The sequence below is a fragment of the uncultured Dialister sp. genome, from assembly GCF_900541605.1.
Taxonomy (GTDB): domain Bacteria; phylum Bacillota; class Negativicutes; order Veillonellales; family Dialisteraceae; genus Dialister.
On the sequence record NZ_UQKJ01000034.1, the window covers coordinates 1 to 16737 of the forward strand.

Genomic DNA, 16737 nt, shown 5'->3' on the forward strand with positions numbered 1-16737 from the left:
CCATCCGCGCCGAACACAGCAGCTCGACAAACCGCAATTGGCTTGTCCATGACAAAGACTTGTCCCTGTTGTATAATGAAACAAGAATATCAGTTCGGAGGTGCACCATGGACGGGTGGGAACAGTTGAATGAGAAGCAGAAAGAAGCGGTCGCCAGTACCGAGGGATTCGTGCGGGTCATCGCAGGGGCCGGGTCCGGGAAGACTAGGGCCCTGGCTTACCGGTTTGCGTACCTGGTGAATGAACTGGGTATCCTGCCTGGCCATATTCTCTGTGTCACCTTCACCAATAAGTCCGCCCGGGAAATGGCGCGGCGTATCCACCGCCTCACGGGGGACAATGATACGGGCTATATCAATACGTTCCATGGATTCTGTGTGTCCGTGCTCCAGGAAGACAGCCATGCCGTTTCTTATCCGAAAAATTTTCTCGTCATCGACAATGCGGATATCGATGATATGCTGCAGATGATTTATGAGGAAATGGGTCTCACCCTTCGGGATATGCCCTTCAACAAGGCCCGGGACATGATTGAAATGAAAAAGTGCGTCTGGCAGCCGGAATACTACAAAGATATGATTGCCATGCCCCTGTCCCTGCTTTATGAAAAATACCATAAGGCCCTTACGGTGGAGGATATTATTTTCTACGGCTACCTGTATCAGGAGAAAAAATGCTTTGCCCTGGATTATAATGACCTCATCAAATTTACACTCTATATCTTTGAAAACAACGAAGACATCCGCCTGAAGTGGCAGAAACGGCTGGAGTATATTATGATTGATGAATTTCAGGATATCGATCCTCTCCAGTACAGCCTCATGAAGGTACTCTGCGGCTATCATAAAAACCTGTTCGTCGTGGGGGACCCGGACCAGACCATTTATACATGGCGGGGCGCCGATATTCGGTATCTTTTACATTTCGACAGGGAATTTCCGGATGTGAAGACCATCGTCATGGACGATAACTATCGGTCCACCCCGGAAATTCTGGACGCCGCCAATTCCCTGATCGACAAAAATGAGAACCGCATCCGGAAGAACCTGGTTTCCCACAAAGATCACGGGCCGAAGGTGACCTGCATTCCTTCCGCCAACGGGGAAGAAGAGGCAAAGGCGGTGGTGAAGGAAATCCGGAAACTCCATGAAGGGGGACGGAAATATGGGGATATCGCCCTTCTGTACCGGGCCCATTTCGTGACGAGGAATCTGGAAGAGGCCCTGCTGAAATCGGAGATCCCCTATACCATTTACAGCGGCACCCAGTTCTTTGACCGTATGGAAATCAAAGATGCCCTGTCTTACCTCCGGATGATTGTCTACAAGGATGACATGGCCTTCCGCCGCATCGTGAACCGGCCGAAGCGGAATATCGGTGAGCGGCGTATGGAATTCCTGCAGAAAAAGGCGGAGGAGGATGGCATTACCCTCTATGAGGCGCTGAAACGAAATGTGGAGGATCCCCTGTTCAAGCGGACAAAGGCTTCCGATTTCATAGAGCTCATTGAATATTACGCCAAAAACAGCGAGGGAAAGCCGGTGTCTGAGATTCTCTCTTACATGCTGGACGAGAGTGGCTACGAGCGGATGCTGAGAACCGAGGGCAGCCAGGAGCGGCTGGATAACCTGGCGGAACTGAAGCAGTCCATCTTTGAATATGAAGCGTCGGCGGGGGAGGAAACGAGTATTTCTGATTATCTGGAACATGCGGCCCTTTTCTCCAATGCCGACAGGGAGCCGGGAGAGGACCGGGTGCTGCTCATGACCATTCACACCGCCAAGGGACTGGAATTCCCGGTGGTTTTCCTCTGCGGCATGAATGAAGGAATCTTCCCGTCCCGCCGTACCCGGACGAAGAACGGGATGGAAGAGGAGCGGCGGCTTGCCTTTGTAGCCCTGACCCGGGCAAAGGAGGCACTGTACCTGACGGAAGCGGAAGGGACAAACCTGGATGGTACACCCCGTTTCCCGTCCCGGTTTATCCTGGATATCGACAGGGAATACCTGCGTTTTGACCCGCCGGTGAACGAATCCCTTTTCGAAGCGGGAAAGGCTTACGTAGAACGGACCAGTGCCTACCTGAAAGAGGACAGCGGCATGTCCCATTTTCAAAAGGGGGACCGGGTACGGCACACGGTCTTTGGACCCGGTACCATTGAGTCGGTGGATGAGAAGGCCAATTCTTACCGGATTCGGTTCGATTCCATGGATACGCCAAGGGAAATCGCCTTCCGCGCCCGGCTGACGAAAGTATAGGGAGTGGGTGAACCGTGCTAATTTCAGTTTGACGAGCTGGTGGGGATTGGCGGTTAGCATGTTTGTGTGCAGAGTCACTCGCACGGGGCTGCTAGCTTCTAGCTGTTAGCTGCCAGGAAAGCTGATTCGCCTGCGGCGCTTTTTTCCCCGCCCCGACGTTTCCGCCAGTCATTCGTGCCGTAGGCTGTAGAGCTTTCCTAATTGCTAGAAGCTAGGAGCTAGAAGCCCCCGCATGAATGACTCTATCCATCAGCGTCGAACACAGCAGCTCTACAAACCGCAATTGTCCGAAATCATACTTGGCAGATTGTCCTCCTTGACAAGGAAATCATTCCATGGTATTCTGAATGCACAATTAAGAGAAACACCGGAACTGACGGATATGATGTGGAATGGACCACGTGAACCGGTGATTTCTGATTCGGCCGACCGTCTGGGCAGGGAAACCTGACCAGGCGGTCTTTGCGTCTGTGGTTTCCCTTCATGGTAAGCGTATTGCTTGATGGAGGGATTTTTTATGAAAAAGAAAAATCGCTGGTTTATTGCCCTGGCAGCTGTGGGAATCCACATCTGCATCGGCAGCGTGTATGCATGGAGTGTGCTGACAAAGCCGGTCATGGCAGCCATGGGGATGACCCTTTCGGAGACCACTTGGGCCTTTTCCATTGCCATCCTGTTCCTGGGGATGTCCGCCGGCCTTCTGGGCGGCGTGGTGGAACGGATGGGACCGTCAAAATCCGGCCTTTTATCGGCGGCTTTCTTCGGTACCGGCCTTTTGGGAACGGCCCTGGCCATCCATGTCCATTCGGCCCTTCTCCTCTATATTTTTTATGGAATGATCGGAGGTATCGGCCTTGGCACCGGGTATATCACGCCGGTATCTACCCTGGTGAAATGGTTCCCGGAACACCGGGGTTTTGCGACGGGCCTCGCTATCATGGGATTTGGCTTTGCGGCCCTTGTGGCAGGACCGCTCATGCGGTTTCTTACCGACAATTACGGACTGGTTCCCAATTTCCTCATCCTTGGCATCGCTTATGCCGTCATTATTTCGCTCTCCGCTTCCTATCTCCGTCCGCCGAAGAAGGGAGAAATCCCGGTGATGCTGGACGATGTACTGAAGAGAGAAGCGGAGAAGGGCAATAAGCGTACGGTCCTGGGACCCCAGATGACAAGGAAAGAAGCCATGCATACCTGGAAATGGTACGCTCTCTGGTGGATTTTCTTCACCAATATCACTTGCGGCATCGGGCTTCTGGCGGTGGCATCCCCTATGGCCCAGGAAGTTATCGGTATGACGCCGGTGCAGGCAGCTTCCCTGGTAGGGATCATCGGTATCGTTAATGGGGGCGGACGGATCCTCTGGTCCACCATTTCTGACTGGATCGGCCGGGGCGTGGTGTACATGGTCTTCTTTGCCCTGGAAGTGTGGGCATTCTACCATCTTTCCATTACCACGGAGGGACTCATTTTCCAGGCTCTTGTGCTTCTCATCATCAGCTGCTACGGCGGCGGATTCTCCTGCATGCCGGCTTACCTTTCCGATATTTTCGGCGTGAAGCAGCTGTCTTCTATCCACGGCTCCATCCTCACCGCCTGGGGTATGGCTGGCGTAGCGGGTCCGGCTATTCTGGCATTCATGAAGGAACATACCGGCGGCTATACAGCAACGCTGCACCTTTTCGCTGCCCTGCTGGCCCTGGCATTCCTCATTGCCGCTGTGCTCCGCTGGAGAAATGAAGTGGACAAGAAGAAATGGGCCATGGAAGATGAAAAGAAAACGGCTGTCATGAAGCCGGCAGAAGCAAAGGCTTAAAGACCATTGCGGTTTGACGAGCTACTGTGTTCGGCGCTTATGGGTAGAGTCATTCGCATGGAGCTTCTAGCTCTTGGCTGCTAGCTTCTAGGAAAACTGATTTGCCTGCGGCGCTTCCCATCTGTTGTTTCCGCCAGTCATTCGTGCCGTAGGCTGGCCAGCTTTCCTGGAAGCCAGGAGCTAGCAGCTAGAAGCCTCCGCACGAATGACTTTATCCGTAAGCATCGCCCTAACAGCTCGTCAAACTGAAATATTCCAATTTATGCCAAATAAAAAGAGCAGTGAAATCGTATTCACTGCTCTTTTTTGATTGGTCCATTACTGCTGTGCTTCTTCCAGTTTTTCCAGGAAGAACTTTACATTGTCCGTCAGGTTTGGCCCCTGGGTCTGCAGGGCGCCGCCTACGAGGAAAATGGAATCGGGGCCGTAGACCCGGTACATTTCCTTGAACAGCTGCCATTTCATGCCGCCTGAGGGAATGGGGAATATGGGGCGGAGATACGCCATTTTTTCATTGGTTCCTTCGCAGATTTTCTGGCAGGTGTCCTGGGAGAAGGAGAACCGGCCGCCGAAACTGGTGAAAATGACCGCATCCGCACCGGCCAGGCGGGAAAGCTGGCCATAATAGCAGAAGGGGGAAATGCCGGATTCCTGGGACAGTACCTGGGGACCCGAGAAGCAGGTGTGGAGGAAAATGGGCAGCCCGAATTCCGGATCCCTGGCCAGGTCCCGGATGAGGGTGAAGCCCGTAATGGCAGGAGCCGCCATAATGCCGTCAGCGCCGATTTCTTTGGCCTTGTAGGCCCGGTCCAGGAACTGGAGGCCGTCGGCGGTGCAGTTGGCAATGTACATGCTCTTCTTTCCGGTCTTCTCTTTGGCATCGGCCAGGGCCATGACGCATTGCAGTACTCTCTCTTCAAAGGGAGCATAGGCCTGGTTCATGAGGCTGTGATCATCTTTGATGATGGGGCAGCCACCCAGGGCCAGGTCGTACACCATTTTTCCCAGTTCCTTCGGGGAACGGCCCAGGGGTTTGATGGCGGACATGAGAATAGGTCCCCGGGGAACGCCGCAGAGATCACGGATACCGGTGCGGCCGAAACGGGGACCGGGATAGCTGTCGTACATGGATTCCGGCAGGTCGAAGGACATGAGCTTGATGCCAGGCTGGAGGCTGGTATTTCCGAAAAGCATATTCAGGAGTTCCGCCATTTCACTGCCCACAGCATCGGGATCATAGGAAATGGTGGCGTAGTAGGCACCGGGCTCTGCTTTCTTCAGGTCTTCAATCTGTCCAACAATGGAATCGCCGATGGGAGTGCCCTCTACCAGTTCGTAGGGACATTCCACGGTCTGTTCTACGCAGATGCCGAAGGCCAGTTTCTTCGCTTCTTCGTAATCCGGAGCGGCGATGCGGTAGGTGGCGGTAAAACGGGAAGACTGCTTCAGGTCTTCACTGAGCTCGGCAAAAAGTTCACTTTGGAAAAATGGAATATCTGACAAGGGGATGACTCCTTTCCGGTCACAACATTAAAAGTAAGATAAGCACATGAAACCGGCCTCTTCGAAAGGAGGCTGGCTTTGCAGACAGTTGTATGGTATTATTTTTCGCTTCCATGGGTTTCCCGATAGGGGTTATCCCGATGGGCAGCGGTATCATCGGACAGCCAGTAGAGAGGACGATTTCTTGTTTCCTCAAAAATATGGCCGATGTATTCCCCGAGGATGCCGAGACCCATGAGATTCAGACTTCCAAAGATGGAAATCAGGATGGTCATGGTTGCCCAGCCGGGGACCGCCTGCCCTGTGATGACACAGTACAGCACATGGAGAATGAGGAGGAATCCGGCAAAAGCGGCAAGAAGTCCGATATAAAATGACATGCGCAGGGGAACCGTGGAATTGGTAATAATACCGTCCATGGCAAAGTGGAGCATTTTCTTCATGGAAAATTTGGACACTCCGGCATGACGGGCGGGGGCTTCAAACTCGATGGTGGTCTGTTTGAAGCCGAGGCCTCCTACGATGCCCCGGATAAACCGGCTGTGTTCCCGGAATTTCAGGAATGTATCCAGCGCTTTTCTGTCCATGAGGCGGAAATCGGACCCTCCTGGAACCACTTTTGTGGTGGATATGGAATTGATAACGGCATAATAGCCGGAGGATGTGAGCTTTTTGACAAATCCCGCATCTTCCGTGGCGGTGCGGATGGTCTGGACAATATCGTAGCCTTCCTGCCACTTTTCGATGAGTTTTGGAATCAGGGCCGGTGGGTGCTGCATGTCCCCATCCATGGTGATGACGGCATCGCCTCTGGCAAAGTCCATGCCGCAGGTAATAGCAATCTGGTGGCCGAAGTTCCGGGCGAATGTGAGAGCCCGTACGTGGGGATCGCGGTCCGCCAACTGGTGGATGAGTTCATCGGTCCTGTCCCTGGAACCATCATTGACATAGATGATTTCATAGTCCATGCCAAGAGTGTCCATGACCTTTGTCACTTCATCGTGAAAGAAAACCACGTTTCCTTCTTCATTATATACGGGTGTCACAATCGATATCATATGTATCCTCCACTGAATGGTTTTAAACCACTGTATATTATAACATACCGGGAACAGGGGCGGCGGGAAATGGGACGGGTCCATTTCGGGAAGTGCTCCTGTGTGCTTTATGATATCTTATTGTATGAAAAGCATTCCATGGTTTTTTCAATATCAGATTAAATTTTTATAAACTACGGTGATAAAAGGGAACGCAAGAGATCATTGCGGTGGGCAGCTGGGACGATGCTGATGGATAGAGTCATTCGGGCGGGGGCTACTGGCCGCTGGCTTTCAGGGAAGCTCCACAGCCTGCGGCACGAATGACTGACAGAAATATCGATTGGGAAGCGCCGCAGGCGGACCAGCATTCCTAAGAGTTAACAGCTGGCAGCCCCATGCTGGTGACTCCAACCGTTAGCATCAAAAACCGTCAGCTCGATAAACCGAAATATTACGGCGGGGACATCGACAGTTTTGCCTATTCATGACAAATAAAAAGAGAGGAGGGTTCAGGGGTCCTCCTCTCCTCTTTATTTGTAGGGAGATTGGATATGATTTATAAGGTTTACAAAATTGGATACTTCTTCAGAACTGTGCATCCTGCGGTGGCGGCGGAGGTGGGGTTTCTTCTCCATCGTCGTGACGGGTATTGCCGTTCCTGTCGTGGAATTTGCTGTTATCACCACCTTTCCATTCGCCATGGTGGCGCCGTTCCCCATTGGGACCAAAACGATAGTCCCTGTGGTGATGGTGCCTTTCAGCTTCTTCCAACCGAGGGCAGGAAGAGGAATCTCCATGGTCACCATCCCGTTCGAAGCGATGCTCTTCCCGTTCGTGACGGAAATGACGGTCTCTGTTTTCGCTTTCTCCGTGATATCTATGATGTTCGCTGGGACCATAGGACGGGCGGCCGTCTCTGCCCTCCTGCCGGTACTGCCTGTCCGGTGGGGCCTTTCTCTCCATCCGGGGATTCTGGCCATTCGGACCATCCGGAGGAATGGCTTCATCATCAGGAGCTGCTTCCGGAGTGGCATCGTCGTTGGCAGCCTGGCTTTCCGGATTTACGGCTCTGTGGATAACATGGCCGCCGGCCCGGTCTGCCTCGATGAGGGAGATGCGGTAATCACGGCCCACATTGGAGATAGGACCGGAAGGATCTTTGGCGGAAAGGGAGGCTGCATCAGCGGCGTTTCCCAGGGCTGAGGCACCGGCTGTGAAAGCCAGCAGGACCGCCGCCATCAGTATTTTTTTCTTCAGGTTTCTCATGTATTATTACCTCTTTTGCAGCAATCCGGGACATCCGGAGTGGTCCGGGGTCCCTTACCTCTTACAGGCGATGCCAGTTGTTTCCGTCATCGTCCTGGAAGTTTTTCTTTTCCGGATTTCCTTTGTGCTCATCCTGTTCCCGGGCTTCCGGATGCTGTTCATAGTATTTTTCTTCCCAGGGTTTCAGCTTCTTCTGGCTCTTGGCCTGCTTTTCCTGTTTTGGCTCTTCCCACTTGTTTTTGTCCTTGTGGGACTTGTCTTTCTTTACTTTGGGAGCCTTCTTGTGATCCTTTTTATACTGGGGACGCTGTCCATTGTCATTTTCAAACTGTGGCGGCTGGCCCTGCTGTGCTTCCATTTTTGGCGGCTGGCCATAGTCAGCGGCAGAAACGGAAGAAGAAACAAGGGCGCCTCCCATGAGGGTGAGGGCTGCCAGGGATGCGGTGAGAAGGATGTTCATTTTTTTCATGATAACCTCGATTCTGCAGGGGAATCTCCCTGCACTTTGTTTCATTCTGATAGTATGAATCTATATAAAATCAGCCGAGGGAAATAGATATTTTCTCCGGCGGATAGACCGGAAATGGAATTTCCTGTTTTATTTATCCGAAGGAACAGGAGAGGCCTGCTGGTCGGTATCCCGGGAATTATTGGGAGAGCCCATCATGGGACCCCGGTGGCTTCCATCCATGGGACCGCCGTTTCTCATGGTATCCTGCCGGTTATCCCGGTGGGGCATACGGTCGTCTTCCGAAGGACTGCTCCGGAATTCTTCCTTTCCCTTGTCCTTACTCCGGGCATTGAAGTTTTCCATGATCCGGGGACCATTGTCACTCATCCATCGGTGATAGGAGGGAAGGTCGTTTATCAGGAAAGAGAAAGCGCCCACAACGAGGCAGATAATGGCGAGAACCACACAGAGGATGATCCGCTTCATGAATCCGCACCACCCTTCGTATTGGGGGATTTATCCAGGGCGCCGCGAATGGCACGGCTGCCTTCTTCCGTAATGAAGTAAACGGAGAGGGCTGTAAATATACCAAATCCCGTAATAGAGGCCACGGTGAGGGGACTGAATCTTGGAAGCGGCGGGACGCCGTGGAAGGGAGCAAAGTTCATGGTAAGAAGGGCGATGACGAGGGCTGTGGCTGCCAGGATAACTACGCTGATGATGATGCCTGCAGCAGTGAGGAGGCGGGCGGAAATCCGGACTGTCGTTTCTGCGGCCTCCGGAAGCTTGGGACTTACCTGGGACCAGGCCTTTCCTGCTTCCATGGCGGTATCTTTGGCCAGCATCCGGGCGGTTTCTTTCACCTGGGCGCCCTTTGTCTTTTCATCCACCACCCCCTTCGGACTGGTAGGAGTCGTAAATATCCTTTGGACTGCCCAATTCTTTTGCGATTTCTTCCTCCGAAAGGCCCCCTTTCTTTCCTTCTTCAAAGTGGGATTCATAATCGGAAAGGATTTCATTCACTTCCTCCGTCTTCGCGTTGCGGAAATAGTAACGGAGAAGATCTAAAAATTCTGTTTCATTCATGGATATCGCCTCCTTCGGCCAGTATCTTTTTGACGGCTTTTGTAAATTCCGTCCACTCCTTCAGGGATTCTTTAAATTCCTCCCATCCGGCGTCGGTAATCCGGTAATATTTTCGGGGTGGCCCGTTGTGGGATTCTGCCAGATAGGTATCTACCAGGCCATCTTTCTTGAATCGGTTCAGCAGGGGATAAATGGTACCCTCCGACATTTCAATGTATTTTGAAATGTCCGTGACCAGTTCATAGCCATAGTAGTCTTTCCTTCTCAGCATGGATAGTACCACAATCTCCATAACCCCTTTCTTCAGCTGGATATTCATGGCATGTCCTTTCTTACAAGGATGACAGGTCTTTTTCCTCGAAATGGAATTGAACTTGCGGTCAATTTGTTGTTGCTAACAATATATCACAAAGTACTTTGCAATGCAAGGTACTATTTAAAGTTTTGATGAACTTTTGGGGATTTTGTCAATTTCAGTTTGCAGGGGAGTTTGATGCTTGGATTTTCACTCCCATGAGTACGGTCTTTGTCAAGGGGCTGAATGGTAACGCCTGATGGCGAGGTGGCGCTGTCAGGCGACGGAGGTTGGCTGTTGGAAGCGCCGCAGGCTGAACAACATTATGCCCCCCGGTGCGAAGCACCTGCAACCCGGAGAACGAGCGCAGCGATGTTCACCCATCACCTTTAGCCCCATCCATACGTTCAGCCGCCCGCCAGTTACCAGCGCAACAGTTTGTCAGACAGAAACGGCCCGAAGGATGTATGACTTGCCCTTATCATTGGGCATTCATATGCGAATTCTGCAATTGCGGATATTTCCTGTTGACGGAAAGGCGGATATTGTGTAATATCAAAATCACATTCAAACCAGTACATGCTGTGAACGAGAAGGAAACAGGCAGGAAGCTGCAGAGAGCCGGCGTATGGTGAAAGCCGGTGTAGAAAACCTGTGGACTATCACTCGTGAGCTTCCTGATTGAAGGAATTCAGTAAATCAGGACGGGCGCCCCCGTTACAGGGCAGGCCTTCAGAGTATAATGCAGGGTGGTACCGCGAATTCGCCCCTGTCCCATGGTGGACAGGGGCTTTTCTGTTCCTATCCTTATGCTTTGGCGGCTGAGTGATAAACCAGAGTGGTACCGCGTCAAGCGCCTCTGTCTGAACTTTTCAGGCAGAGGCGCTTTATGGTTTCCGGAGAGTGAGGATTGCACATGTGCTATTCATCAAAGGAGAAATGACTATGAAAAACTGGAAAAACGTGCTGAAAGCGGCGGCCTTTGGCCTCATGATGACAGCGGCCTGTGCAGGACTTGCTGGATGCGGTGGAAAATTGCAGGGAGAAACTTCAGGCAAAACGGCGAAAGTGGGATTTATCAATGGCGTATCCGGCGGGGTGGCTTCCTATGGGCTGGCGGAAAAAGAGGGGCTCGACCTGGCGGTGGAAGAAGTGAACCGGGAAGGCAAAGTTCACATGGAAGTAGAAATGGTGGATACGAAGGGCAACGTGCAGCAGGCGGTGTCGGCAGCACAGAAAATGATTTCCGCCAAGAAGGTTATCGTCATCGGTCCCCTGATTTCCGGAGAATACAAAGCAGTGGGGCCCCTGTTCCAGAAGGCGAAGATTCCTCTCCTCGGCGCAGCGACCACGGCGGAGGGGCTCATGGACATGGGAGACTACATGTTTCGGAACTGTGTGCCGGAGTCTAAAAATATCCCGCAGACCGTAAAGAAGACCCAGGCCCTCCTGGGATATAAAAAGGTGGCAATCCTGTATTCCCACAATAATGAACATCAGGTGTCGGCCTATAAAATCTTTAAAAAGTCACTGGAAGAGGCAGGGGTAGACATCGTAGATACCGAAACTTTTGCGGACAAGGATACCGATTTTTCCGCCCAGCTTACCAGAATCCAGCATACCAATCCGGATGCCGTGGTGGTGGCAGGATACTACCAGGAAGGGGGTCTCATCCTTAAGAAAATGAGGGACATGGGTATGAACCAGCCGGTGCTGGGAGATAATGGCTTCGTATCGCCGGAACTCGTCAAAATTGCGGGACCGGCTGCGGATAATGTGTACGTATCCTCCATGTGGTCCCCAGACAGAAATTCAGAAGCAACCCGGGAATTCGTGAAAAATTTCAGGGCAAAGTATGGACACGAACCGGATAACTTTGCAGCCTGTGCCTATGTGTCCGGAAAGCTGGCAGCCAGGGCCATGGAAAATGCAGGGACCACCACCGATTCCAGGAAGGTACGGGATGCTCTGGCCAATATCAAAAACTTCGAAAGCGCCGTAGGTCCCATGACCTTCAATAACTCCGGGGATCCGGAAGTGGACCTGGTACTTCTCAAAATCGAGAACGGGCAGTACAAGGCGGTGAAAGGATAACGTCTGACGGCCAAGTGGCGGAGGGGGAGGCGGCAGCGCCCAAATACTAAAGCAGGGCCTTATGAAATCGGACTTTGCGAAATAATTAGCGCTTCCTGAGCTTGTCTGAAGTCTGACCGGCTGATGTCTGAAGCTTCCACTACCCGTAACCCTGCAGCCCTTGGCAGGCTCCCTTTCTGGCAATGAAAAACGCCGAACCCTTTTCAGAGTCGGCGTTTTTCATTGCCAGTTACAGCTGCACCGGGAATAGGGCTGTTGAAGAAATGGCCTCTCCGTCAGGGTTCAGGGCCGGGGTGAAGGTCCAGTGGCGGACACAGTCTTCCGCATAGGCGGAAAGAATCTTGAAGTCTCCGCTGGACATGGACGTATTCTCTCCTTTCAGGGCCACCGGCTTTCCGTCTAATTTCCCGCCGGATGTAATGAACGCTTTGACGGATATCAGGGGATGCCCGTTTCGTTCCGCCGCCTGGCGGACAGATTCATCCATGTCCTTCAGGAAGGTTTCTTTTGGTGCTGCCGGTGTGGAAACCATGGCTGAAATAAAGCGGACCGGTACGGAGGCAGCAGAAGTAACTGTCCGGTCTCCCCGCCGGGCCGGTTTGAAATGCCAGGACTCCACAGAGGATGCAGCATACTGGTCCAGAATCAGGGAGGACGAGCTCTGCTCCACTTCCGCATGGGTCACGGTGCCGTCTTCATTGATGGTGATGCGGAGAACGGTGGCGGAAGAGTGGGAAAGAGAAGCCAGTGCCTCATGGACGGCCTCGGTCTGGGGCAGCATTTTGGCGGAGGAAAGGGACGGCGGGATTTCCTCTGCCGCGGTGATCGGCGTACCATCCTTATTCAGGTAAACCCCGTCTTCCGGGAGATCGGCAGCCATGGACAGGCTTCCCAGGGCCAGCAGCAGGGAAAGGGATAAAATAATCTTTTTCATAGGAACTCCTTCTGGAATAATGATAGATATATTTGATGTTTATTATTCTTTCCTTATTGTATCTGAATAGATTAACCTGTGCAACGGGGAGGAATATGTCTCCTGTGGTACAATACCGGTAGAAAATGGACAGAAAAGGGGGATTTCCATGGACGATAAGGATATGGCTATTCTGGAAGAAATTGCGAAAAAAGCGGGGGCTTCAGCGGTGAAGGTGGTGGACGTGGCCACTGTAAAACGGGGTGTCTGGCCCCGGATGAAATGTCAATATGGCTGCGCCCAGTATGGCAGCAACCTCTGCTGTCCACCCTATACTCCGGACATATCCTTTATGGACCGGTTCCTTAGGGAGTACCGGTGGGGCCTTTTGGTGCAGTATCGGCGGTCCATGGCATTGGAAAAGATGAAAGACTGGCAGGAGTTCGACAGAGCACTCAATAATGATCTGCTCAGGGTGCTTTTAAAAATAGAAAAAGGGGCTATGATGAGAAATTATTATAAGGCCTTTGCTCTGAAGGCAGGACGCTGCGGCCTGTGCCCGGTGTGTAACCTGAAGCGCTGTATCCATCCCGAGTCAGCCCGTCCCTCCCTGGAGGCCTGCGGCATCGATGTGCTTGCCCTGGCTGAGGATAACGGTTTTTCTGCCCGCATGTATACGGGGCCGGTGAAGGAAGTGACGGTGTACGGCATGGTGCTGCTGGAATGAATCTTCAGGGAGAGCGGGGTTCAAAAAAGGTTTACCGGGTCAAATGGTTCCAGGGAAGCGCTGATTAAATCGTTGTCAGATTTCATCCTTGGATTTTTATACAATGCGAGGAATAATCCGACGCGAATAGCGAGCTATTTAAGGAGGATTATGACGAAGCAGTGCATAAAAATCCTTATGAAATCTGACTCTGCGAATTAATCAGTGCTTCCCTAGGGAGAGCATGGGGAAGGGAACTCTCGGATGGGCTCCCGGGCTGGCGGAACCATAAACCCCGTGAACGTTATAGACTCTCCGGAATCCTTTGCATCTTTGACGCTTTCATCTTTTTCTTTCCTTTCTGTGCTTTCACTGCCTTTGTTTCCGGGGCTGTTTCCTTTCCTTCCAGGATCCGGAAGCCGTAGTCCAAAAGGGCGGCGCCTTCTGTAAAGCGGGTATCCATATCCCTGGAATGCATGACGATGACGATGAGTTCATGGTTATCCCGAATGGCAGATGCGGCGAGGCAGCCTCCGGCGGCATGGGTGTAGCCGGTCTTGATACCCGTGGTACCAGGATAGGAATACAGCAGTTCATTGGAATTTTCACAATGGAAATTATAGAGGGGCCTTTCGTAGTGGATTTCCTTATATTTCGTGGAAACGATGCGGCGGAATGTCCTGTTTTCCATGGCATACCGGGCGAGACGGGCCATGTCTTCGGCGGTGGAATAATGATTTTCATCGGGCATGCCATTGGCATTGACAAAATGGGTATGGTCCATGCCGATTTCCTTTGCCTTTGCGTTCATGTCCTCCGCAAAGGCCGGAAGGCTGCCGGCCAGGTTTTCTGCGATGGCTGTGGCGGCACCGTTATCGGAAATCATCATCATCTGGTTCCGAAGGTTGTCCAGGGTAATCCACTCTCCGCCGTTCAGGGCGGTAGATTCCACGTCAGCTGCATTAGCGCTGACGCTGATGGTTTTATAGGGATTTCCCTTTTCGATGGACAGGATGCAGGTCATGATTTTTGTCATACTGGCGGGGTATTCCTTTTTTGTGCCATTCTTTTCATAGAGAATGGTCCCGTCTTTTTCATCCATAATCACCGCCGCATCCGCCGTGATTTCCGGCGGCGCCGCTTCAACGGAACAGGCCGCATACAGGGCGGCTGTCAAAGTACAGAGCAGTAATTTCAGTTTCATAGAGACCTCCAAAGGAAAATATCCCGGCATTTGCCGGGATTTGCATTTATTTGTCTACGCCATAGAGATTCAGCAGGACGCATCCCACGATGATGAGGAACACGGCTATCATGCCGATGGTGGTCAGCTTTTCTCCGAAGAAATGCCAGGAAATGAAGGTGGTGGCGAGAATTCCCACGGCGCTCCATGTGGCATAGGCCAGGGCCAGGTTCAGGGAATTCAGGGCCCGGGAGAAGGAAAAGAAACTGAGACCGTAGGATCCAAGACATAAAATCGTGGGGATGAGGACCGTAAAGCCATGGGACATTTTGAGAAATGTGGTGCCCGAGAGTTCCATGCCGATGGCAAAGAACATGAGAAGATAGGGAAGCATACAGAGCTCCTTTATGAAATGGCGGACCGAAAAAAGGCTGCCGGTGGAAATGATTTACCCATGAAAAAAGGCTGTGAACGGGGTCACAGCCTTTTTCGTTCATCCATTAAAGGAATATGTACTTCAGTATGAAGATCACCGTGAGGATCATCATGAGAATGCTGACCTTATCCTTCCGTCCGGTGAGGATATTGATCAGGGTATAGGTGATGGTGCCGAAGGAAATGCCTTCTGCAATGCTGTAGGCAAAGGGCATGGCGATGATGGTGAAATAGCAGGGAATGGCTTCCCGGGGATCATTGAATTCGATGCCCGTGACAGCGGTGAACATGAGGAATCCCACGATAATGAGGGCCGGTGCCGTAGCAAAGGCAGGAATGGCCATGAAAATGGGGGAAAGGAACATGGACAGGAGGAAGAGCACCGCCACGGTAACGGCAGTCAGCCCTGTGCGGCCGCCTTCAGAAACGCCGGATGCACTTTCTACGTAGGTGGTGGTGGTGGAAACGCCGAGCACCGCGCCAACGGAGGTAGCTACGGCATCCGCCATAAGAGCGCCCTTGATATGGGGCAGTTTGTTGTTTTCATCCAGCATATTGGCTTTGGAGGAAACGCCGATCAGGGTGCCGATGGTATCGAAAATATCGACGAACAGGAATGCCAGGAGAACCACTACGAAGTTGAAAGTTCCAATCTGGGAGAAATCCAGTTTCATGAAAATAGGAGCGATGCTCTTTGGTTCGAAAGCAGCGGCGCCACCGGAAAAGTTGGGGAGCGTGCTGAAAGCGCCTACGGAAGGATCCGGTACATAGAGACCGGTCACTTCGCAGAGAACACCAAGGATCCAGGTGAAGAGGATGCCCCAGAGGATATTACCCCGGACTTTCCGTACCATAAGGATGGCGGTGAAGAGGACGCCGATGATGGCCAGCACCACGGTGATGCCGGTGGTATGGAATGTGCCGGCAGCCATGGCCTGCTTGAAGGAGAACAGGGAAATTTTGGTGGCCGGATTGGCAACGATGATCTGGGCACTGCCGAGGCCGATAAAGGCGATGAAGAGGCCGATGCCGGCGGATACGGCCTTTTTCAGGTTAAGAGGAATGGCATTGAATATGGCCTCTCGCACATTGGTGAGGGAGAGGATAATGAAAATAATCCCTTCTACGAATACGGCGGCCAGGGCCATTTCCCAGGAATAGCCCATCTGTTTCACTACGGTGAAAGCAAAGAAGGCGTTAAGCCCCATTCCCGGTGCCAGGGCAAAGGGGTAGTTGGCAAAAATGGCCATGAACATGGTCCCCAGGAAACCGGCCAGGGCTGTGGCGGTGAGGACGGCGCCCTTGTCCATGCCGGTGGTGCTCATGATGGTGGGGTTCACGGCGAGAATATAGGCCATGGTCATGAAGGTGGTAATTCCGGCCATGATTTCGGTCCTCACGTTGGTCTTATTCTCGGAAAGGTGGAAAATCCTTTCCAGAAGACCTGCATTGTTTTCCATGAATAAACTCCTTTCACATTGGAAAAGCATCTCTGGGAAAGCCCAAAGATTCGTTATTTACCCTATTATTATATGATTTTTAATATAGGGAATCAATGAATTTTACCGATGAAGGCTATAAAAATATGACATTCTTCCATGAGGAAATGGAAGGGGACGGATGTGGTACAATGAAATGGAATATTTCAGTTTGTCGAGCTGTTGGGCGGCGCTGATGGATAGAGTCATTCG

At 52.1% G+C, this 16737-nt stretch carries 16 protein-coding genes, 1 riboswitch and 1 other annotated feature; of the genes, 4 read left to right on the forward strand and 12 right to left on the reverse strand.

Going from position 1 to position 16737, the window contains the following annotated elements:
• Positions 1-107 precede the first annotated feature (107 nt).
• Together QZR21_RS03840 and QZR21_RS03845 are read left to right on the forward strand one after the other, a co-directional pair.
• On the forward strand, positions 108-2258 hold the full coding sequence (locus QZR21_RS03840; protein WP_296096313.1) for an ATP-dependent helicase: 2151 nt from the start codon (positions 108-110) through the stop codon (positions 2256-2258).
• Between the two features lie 359 nt (positions 2259-2617).
• A riboswitch (ZMP/ZTP riboswitch) is annotated at positions 2618-2704 on the forward strand.
• Between the two features lie 71 nt (positions 2705-2775).
• Positions 2776-4074: an OFA family MFS transporter gene (locus QZR21_RS03845; RefSeq protein WP_296096315.1), complete on the forward strand. Its 1299-nt coding sequence runs from the start codon at positions 2776-2778 to the stop codon at positions 4072-4074.
• Positions 4075-4392: 318 nt separating this feature from the next.
• On the opposite strand, the gene QZR21_RS03850 is transcribed toward QZR21_RS03845, so the two are convergent.
• The 8 genes from QZR21_RS03850 to QZR21_RS03885 all read right to left on the reverse strand — a co-directional run bounded on the left by QZR21_RS03850 (position 4393) and on the right by QZR21_RS03885 (position 9739).
• The gene (locus QZR21_RS03850) at positions 4393-5577 is read right to left on the reverse strand and encodes a RuBisCO large subunit C-terminal-like domain-containing protein (protein ID WP_296973863.1); all 1185 of its coding nucleotides are present in this window, start codon (positions 5575-5577) and stop codon (positions 4393-4395) included.
• A 98-nt stretch (positions 5578-5675) separates the two neighbouring features.
• On the reverse strand, positions 5676-6635 hold the full coding sequence (locus QZR21_RS03855; protein WP_296096319.1) for a glycosyltransferase family 2 protein: 960 nt from the start codon (positions 6633-6635) through the stop codon (positions 5676-5678).
• 567 nt (positions 6636-7202) lie between these two features.
• Entirely contained in the window at positions 7203-7883 is a 681-nt protein-coding gene (locus QZR21_RS03860; protein WP_296096321.1) for a hypothetical protein, read from the reverse strand.
• A 61-nt stretch (positions 7884-7944) separates the two neighbouring features.
• Positions 7945-8352 carry a hypothetical protein gene (locus QZR21_RS03865; RefSeq protein ID WP_296096323.1) on the reverse strand — a complete coding sequence of 136 codons (408 nt, stop codon included), beginning with the start codon at positions 8350-8352 and terminating at the stop codon, positions 7945-7947.
• A gap of 129 nt (positions 8353-8481) precedes the next feature.
• Positions 8482-8820 carry a hypothetical protein gene (locus QZR21_RS03870; protein ID WP_296096325.1) on the reverse strand — a complete coding sequence of 113 codons (339 nt, stop codon included), beginning with the start codon at positions 8818-8820 and terminating at the stop codon, positions 8482-8484.
• On the reverse strand, positions 8817-9224 hold the full coding sequence (locus tag QZR21_RS03875) for a hypothetical protein (RefSeq protein ID WP_296973867.1): 408 nt from the start codon (positions 9222-9224) through the stop codon (positions 8817-8819). The genes QZR21_RS03870 and QZR21_RS03875 overlap by 4 nt, the downstream gene beginning before the upstream one ends.
• The gene (locus QZR21_RS03880; RefSeq protein WP_296973869.1) at positions 9217-9420 is read right to left on the reverse strand and encodes a DUF1700 domain-containing protein; all 204 of its coding nucleotides are present in this window, start codon (positions 9418-9420) and stop codon (positions 9217-9219) included. Before QZR21_RS03880 ends, QZR21_RS03875 begins: the two co-directional genes overlap by 8 nt.
• Entirely contained in the window at positions 9413-9739 is a 327-nt protein-coding gene (locus QZR21_RS03885) for a PadR family transcriptional regulator (RefSeq protein ID WP_296096329.1), read from the reverse strand. Before QZR21_RS03885 ends, QZR21_RS03880 begins: the two co-directional genes overlap by 8 nt.
• Before the next feature lie 551 nt (positions 9740-10290).
• Positions 10291-10489, forward strand: a binding site (T-box leader).
• A 171-nt stretch (positions 10490-10660) separates the two neighbouring features.
• On the opposite strand from QZR21_RS03885, the gene QZR21_RS03890 reads away from it, so the two are divergent.
• Positions 10661-11809 (forward strand): ABC transporter substrate-binding protein, encoded by a 1149-nt coding sequence (locus QZR21_RS03890; RefSeq protein ID WP_296096331.1) that lies wholly within the window; start codon positions 10661-10663, stop codon positions 11807-11809.
• A gap of 229 nt (positions 11810-12038) precedes the next feature.
• Here QZR21_RS03890 and QZR21_RS03895 read toward each other — a convergent pair whose 3' ends face one another.
• Positions 12039-12743, reverse strand: a complete 705-nt coding sequence (locus QZR21_RS03895) for an energy transducer TonB (RefSeq protein WP_296096333.1) — start codon at positions 12741-12743, stop codon at positions 12039-12041.
• Positions 12744-12891: 148 nt separating this feature from the next.
• On the opposite strand from QZR21_RS03895, the gene QZR21_RS03900 reads away from it, so the two are divergent.
• Positions 12892-13449, forward strand: a complete 558-nt coding sequence (locus QZR21_RS03900; RefSeq protein WP_296096335.1) for a DUF2284 domain-containing protein — start codon at positions 12892-12894, stop codon at positions 13447-13449.
• Between the two features lie 283 nt (positions 13450-13732).
• Here QZR21_RS03900 and QZR21_RS03905 read toward each other — a convergent pair whose 3' ends face one another.
• From QZR21_RS03905 to QZR21_RS03915, 3 genes are all read right to left on the reverse strand, one after another.
• Positions 13733-14632 carry a D-alanyl-D-alanine carboxypeptidase family protein gene (locus QZR21_RS03905; protein ID WP_296096338.1) on the reverse strand — a complete coding sequence of 300 codons (900 nt, stop codon included), beginning with the start codon at positions 14630-14632 and terminating at the stop codon, positions 13733-13735.
• Between the two features lie 46 nt (positions 14633-14678).
• On the reverse strand, positions 14679-15005 hold the full coding sequence (locus tag QZR21_RS03910; protein WP_296096340.1) for a multidrug efflux SMR transporter: 327 nt from the start codon (positions 15003-15005) through the stop codon (positions 14679-14681).
• 106 nt (positions 15006-15111) lie between these two features.
• Positions 15112-16506 carry an NCS2 family permease gene (locus QZR21_RS03915; protein WP_296096342.1) on the reverse strand — a complete coding sequence of 465 codons (1395 nt, stop codon included), beginning with the start codon at positions 16504-16506 and terminating at the stop codon, positions 15112-15114.
• Between the last annotated feature and the right edge of the window lie 231 nt (positions 16507-16737).

Bases quoted from the DNA above. Each gene is read 5' to 3' on its own strand.
- QZR21_RS03840 (WP_296096313.1), top strand. From the start codon at position 108: ATGGACGGGTGGGAACAGTTGAATGAGAAGCAGAAAGAAGCGGTCGCC.
- QZR21_RS03845 (WP_296096315.1), top strand. From the start codon at position 2,776: ATGAAAAAGAAAAATCGCTGGTTTATTGCCCTGGCAGCTGTGGGAATC.
- QZR21_RS03855 (WP_296096319.1), bottom strand. From the start codon at position 6,635: ATGATATCGATTGTGACACCCGTATATAATGAAGAAGGAAACGTGGTT.
- QZR21_RS03860 (WP_296096321.1), bottom strand. From the start codon at position 7,883: ATGAGAAACCTGAAGAAAAAAATACTGATGGCGGCGGTCCTGCTGGCT.
- QZR21_RS03865 (WP_296096323.1), bottom strand. From the start codon at position 8,352: ATGAAAAAAATGAACATCCTTCTCACCGCATCCCTGGCAGCCCTCACC.
- QZR21_RS03870 (WP_296096325.1), bottom strand. From the start codon at position 8,820: ATGAAGCGGATCATCCTCTGTGTGGTTCTCGCCATTATCTGCCTCGTT.
- QZR21_RS03880 (WP_296973869.1), bottom strand. From the start codon at position 9,420: ATGAATGAAACAGAATTTTTAGATCTTCTCCGTTACTATTTCCGCAAC.
- QZR21_RS03885 (WP_296096329.1), bottom strand. From the start codon at position 9,739: ATGAATATCCAGCTGAAGAAAGGGGTTATGGAGATTGTGGTACTATCC.
- QZR21_RS03890 (WP_296096331.1), top strand. From the start codon at position 10,661: ATGAAAAACTGGAAAAACGTGCTGAAAGCGGCGGCCTTTGGCCTCATG.
- QZR21_RS03895 (WP_296096333.1), bottom strand. From the start codon at position 12,743: ATGAAAAAGATTATTTTATCCCTTTCCCTGCTGCTGGCCCTGGGAAGC.
- QZR21_RS03900 (WP_296096335.1), top strand. From the start codon at position 12,892: ATGGACGATAAGGATATGGCTATTCTGGAAGAAATTGCGAAAAAAGCG.
- QZR21_RS03905 (WP_296096338.1), bottom strand. From the start codon at position 14,632: ATGAAACTGAAATTACTGCTCTGTACTTTGACAGCCGCCCTGTATGCG.
- QZR21_RS03910 (WP_296096340.1), bottom strand. From the start codon at position 15,005: ATGCTTCCCTATCTTCTCATGTTCTTTGCCATCGGCATGGAACTCTCG.
- QZR21_RS03915 (WP_296096342.1), bottom strand. From the start codon at position 16,506: ATGGAAAACAATGCAGGTCTTCTGGAAAGGATTTTCCACCTTTCCGAG.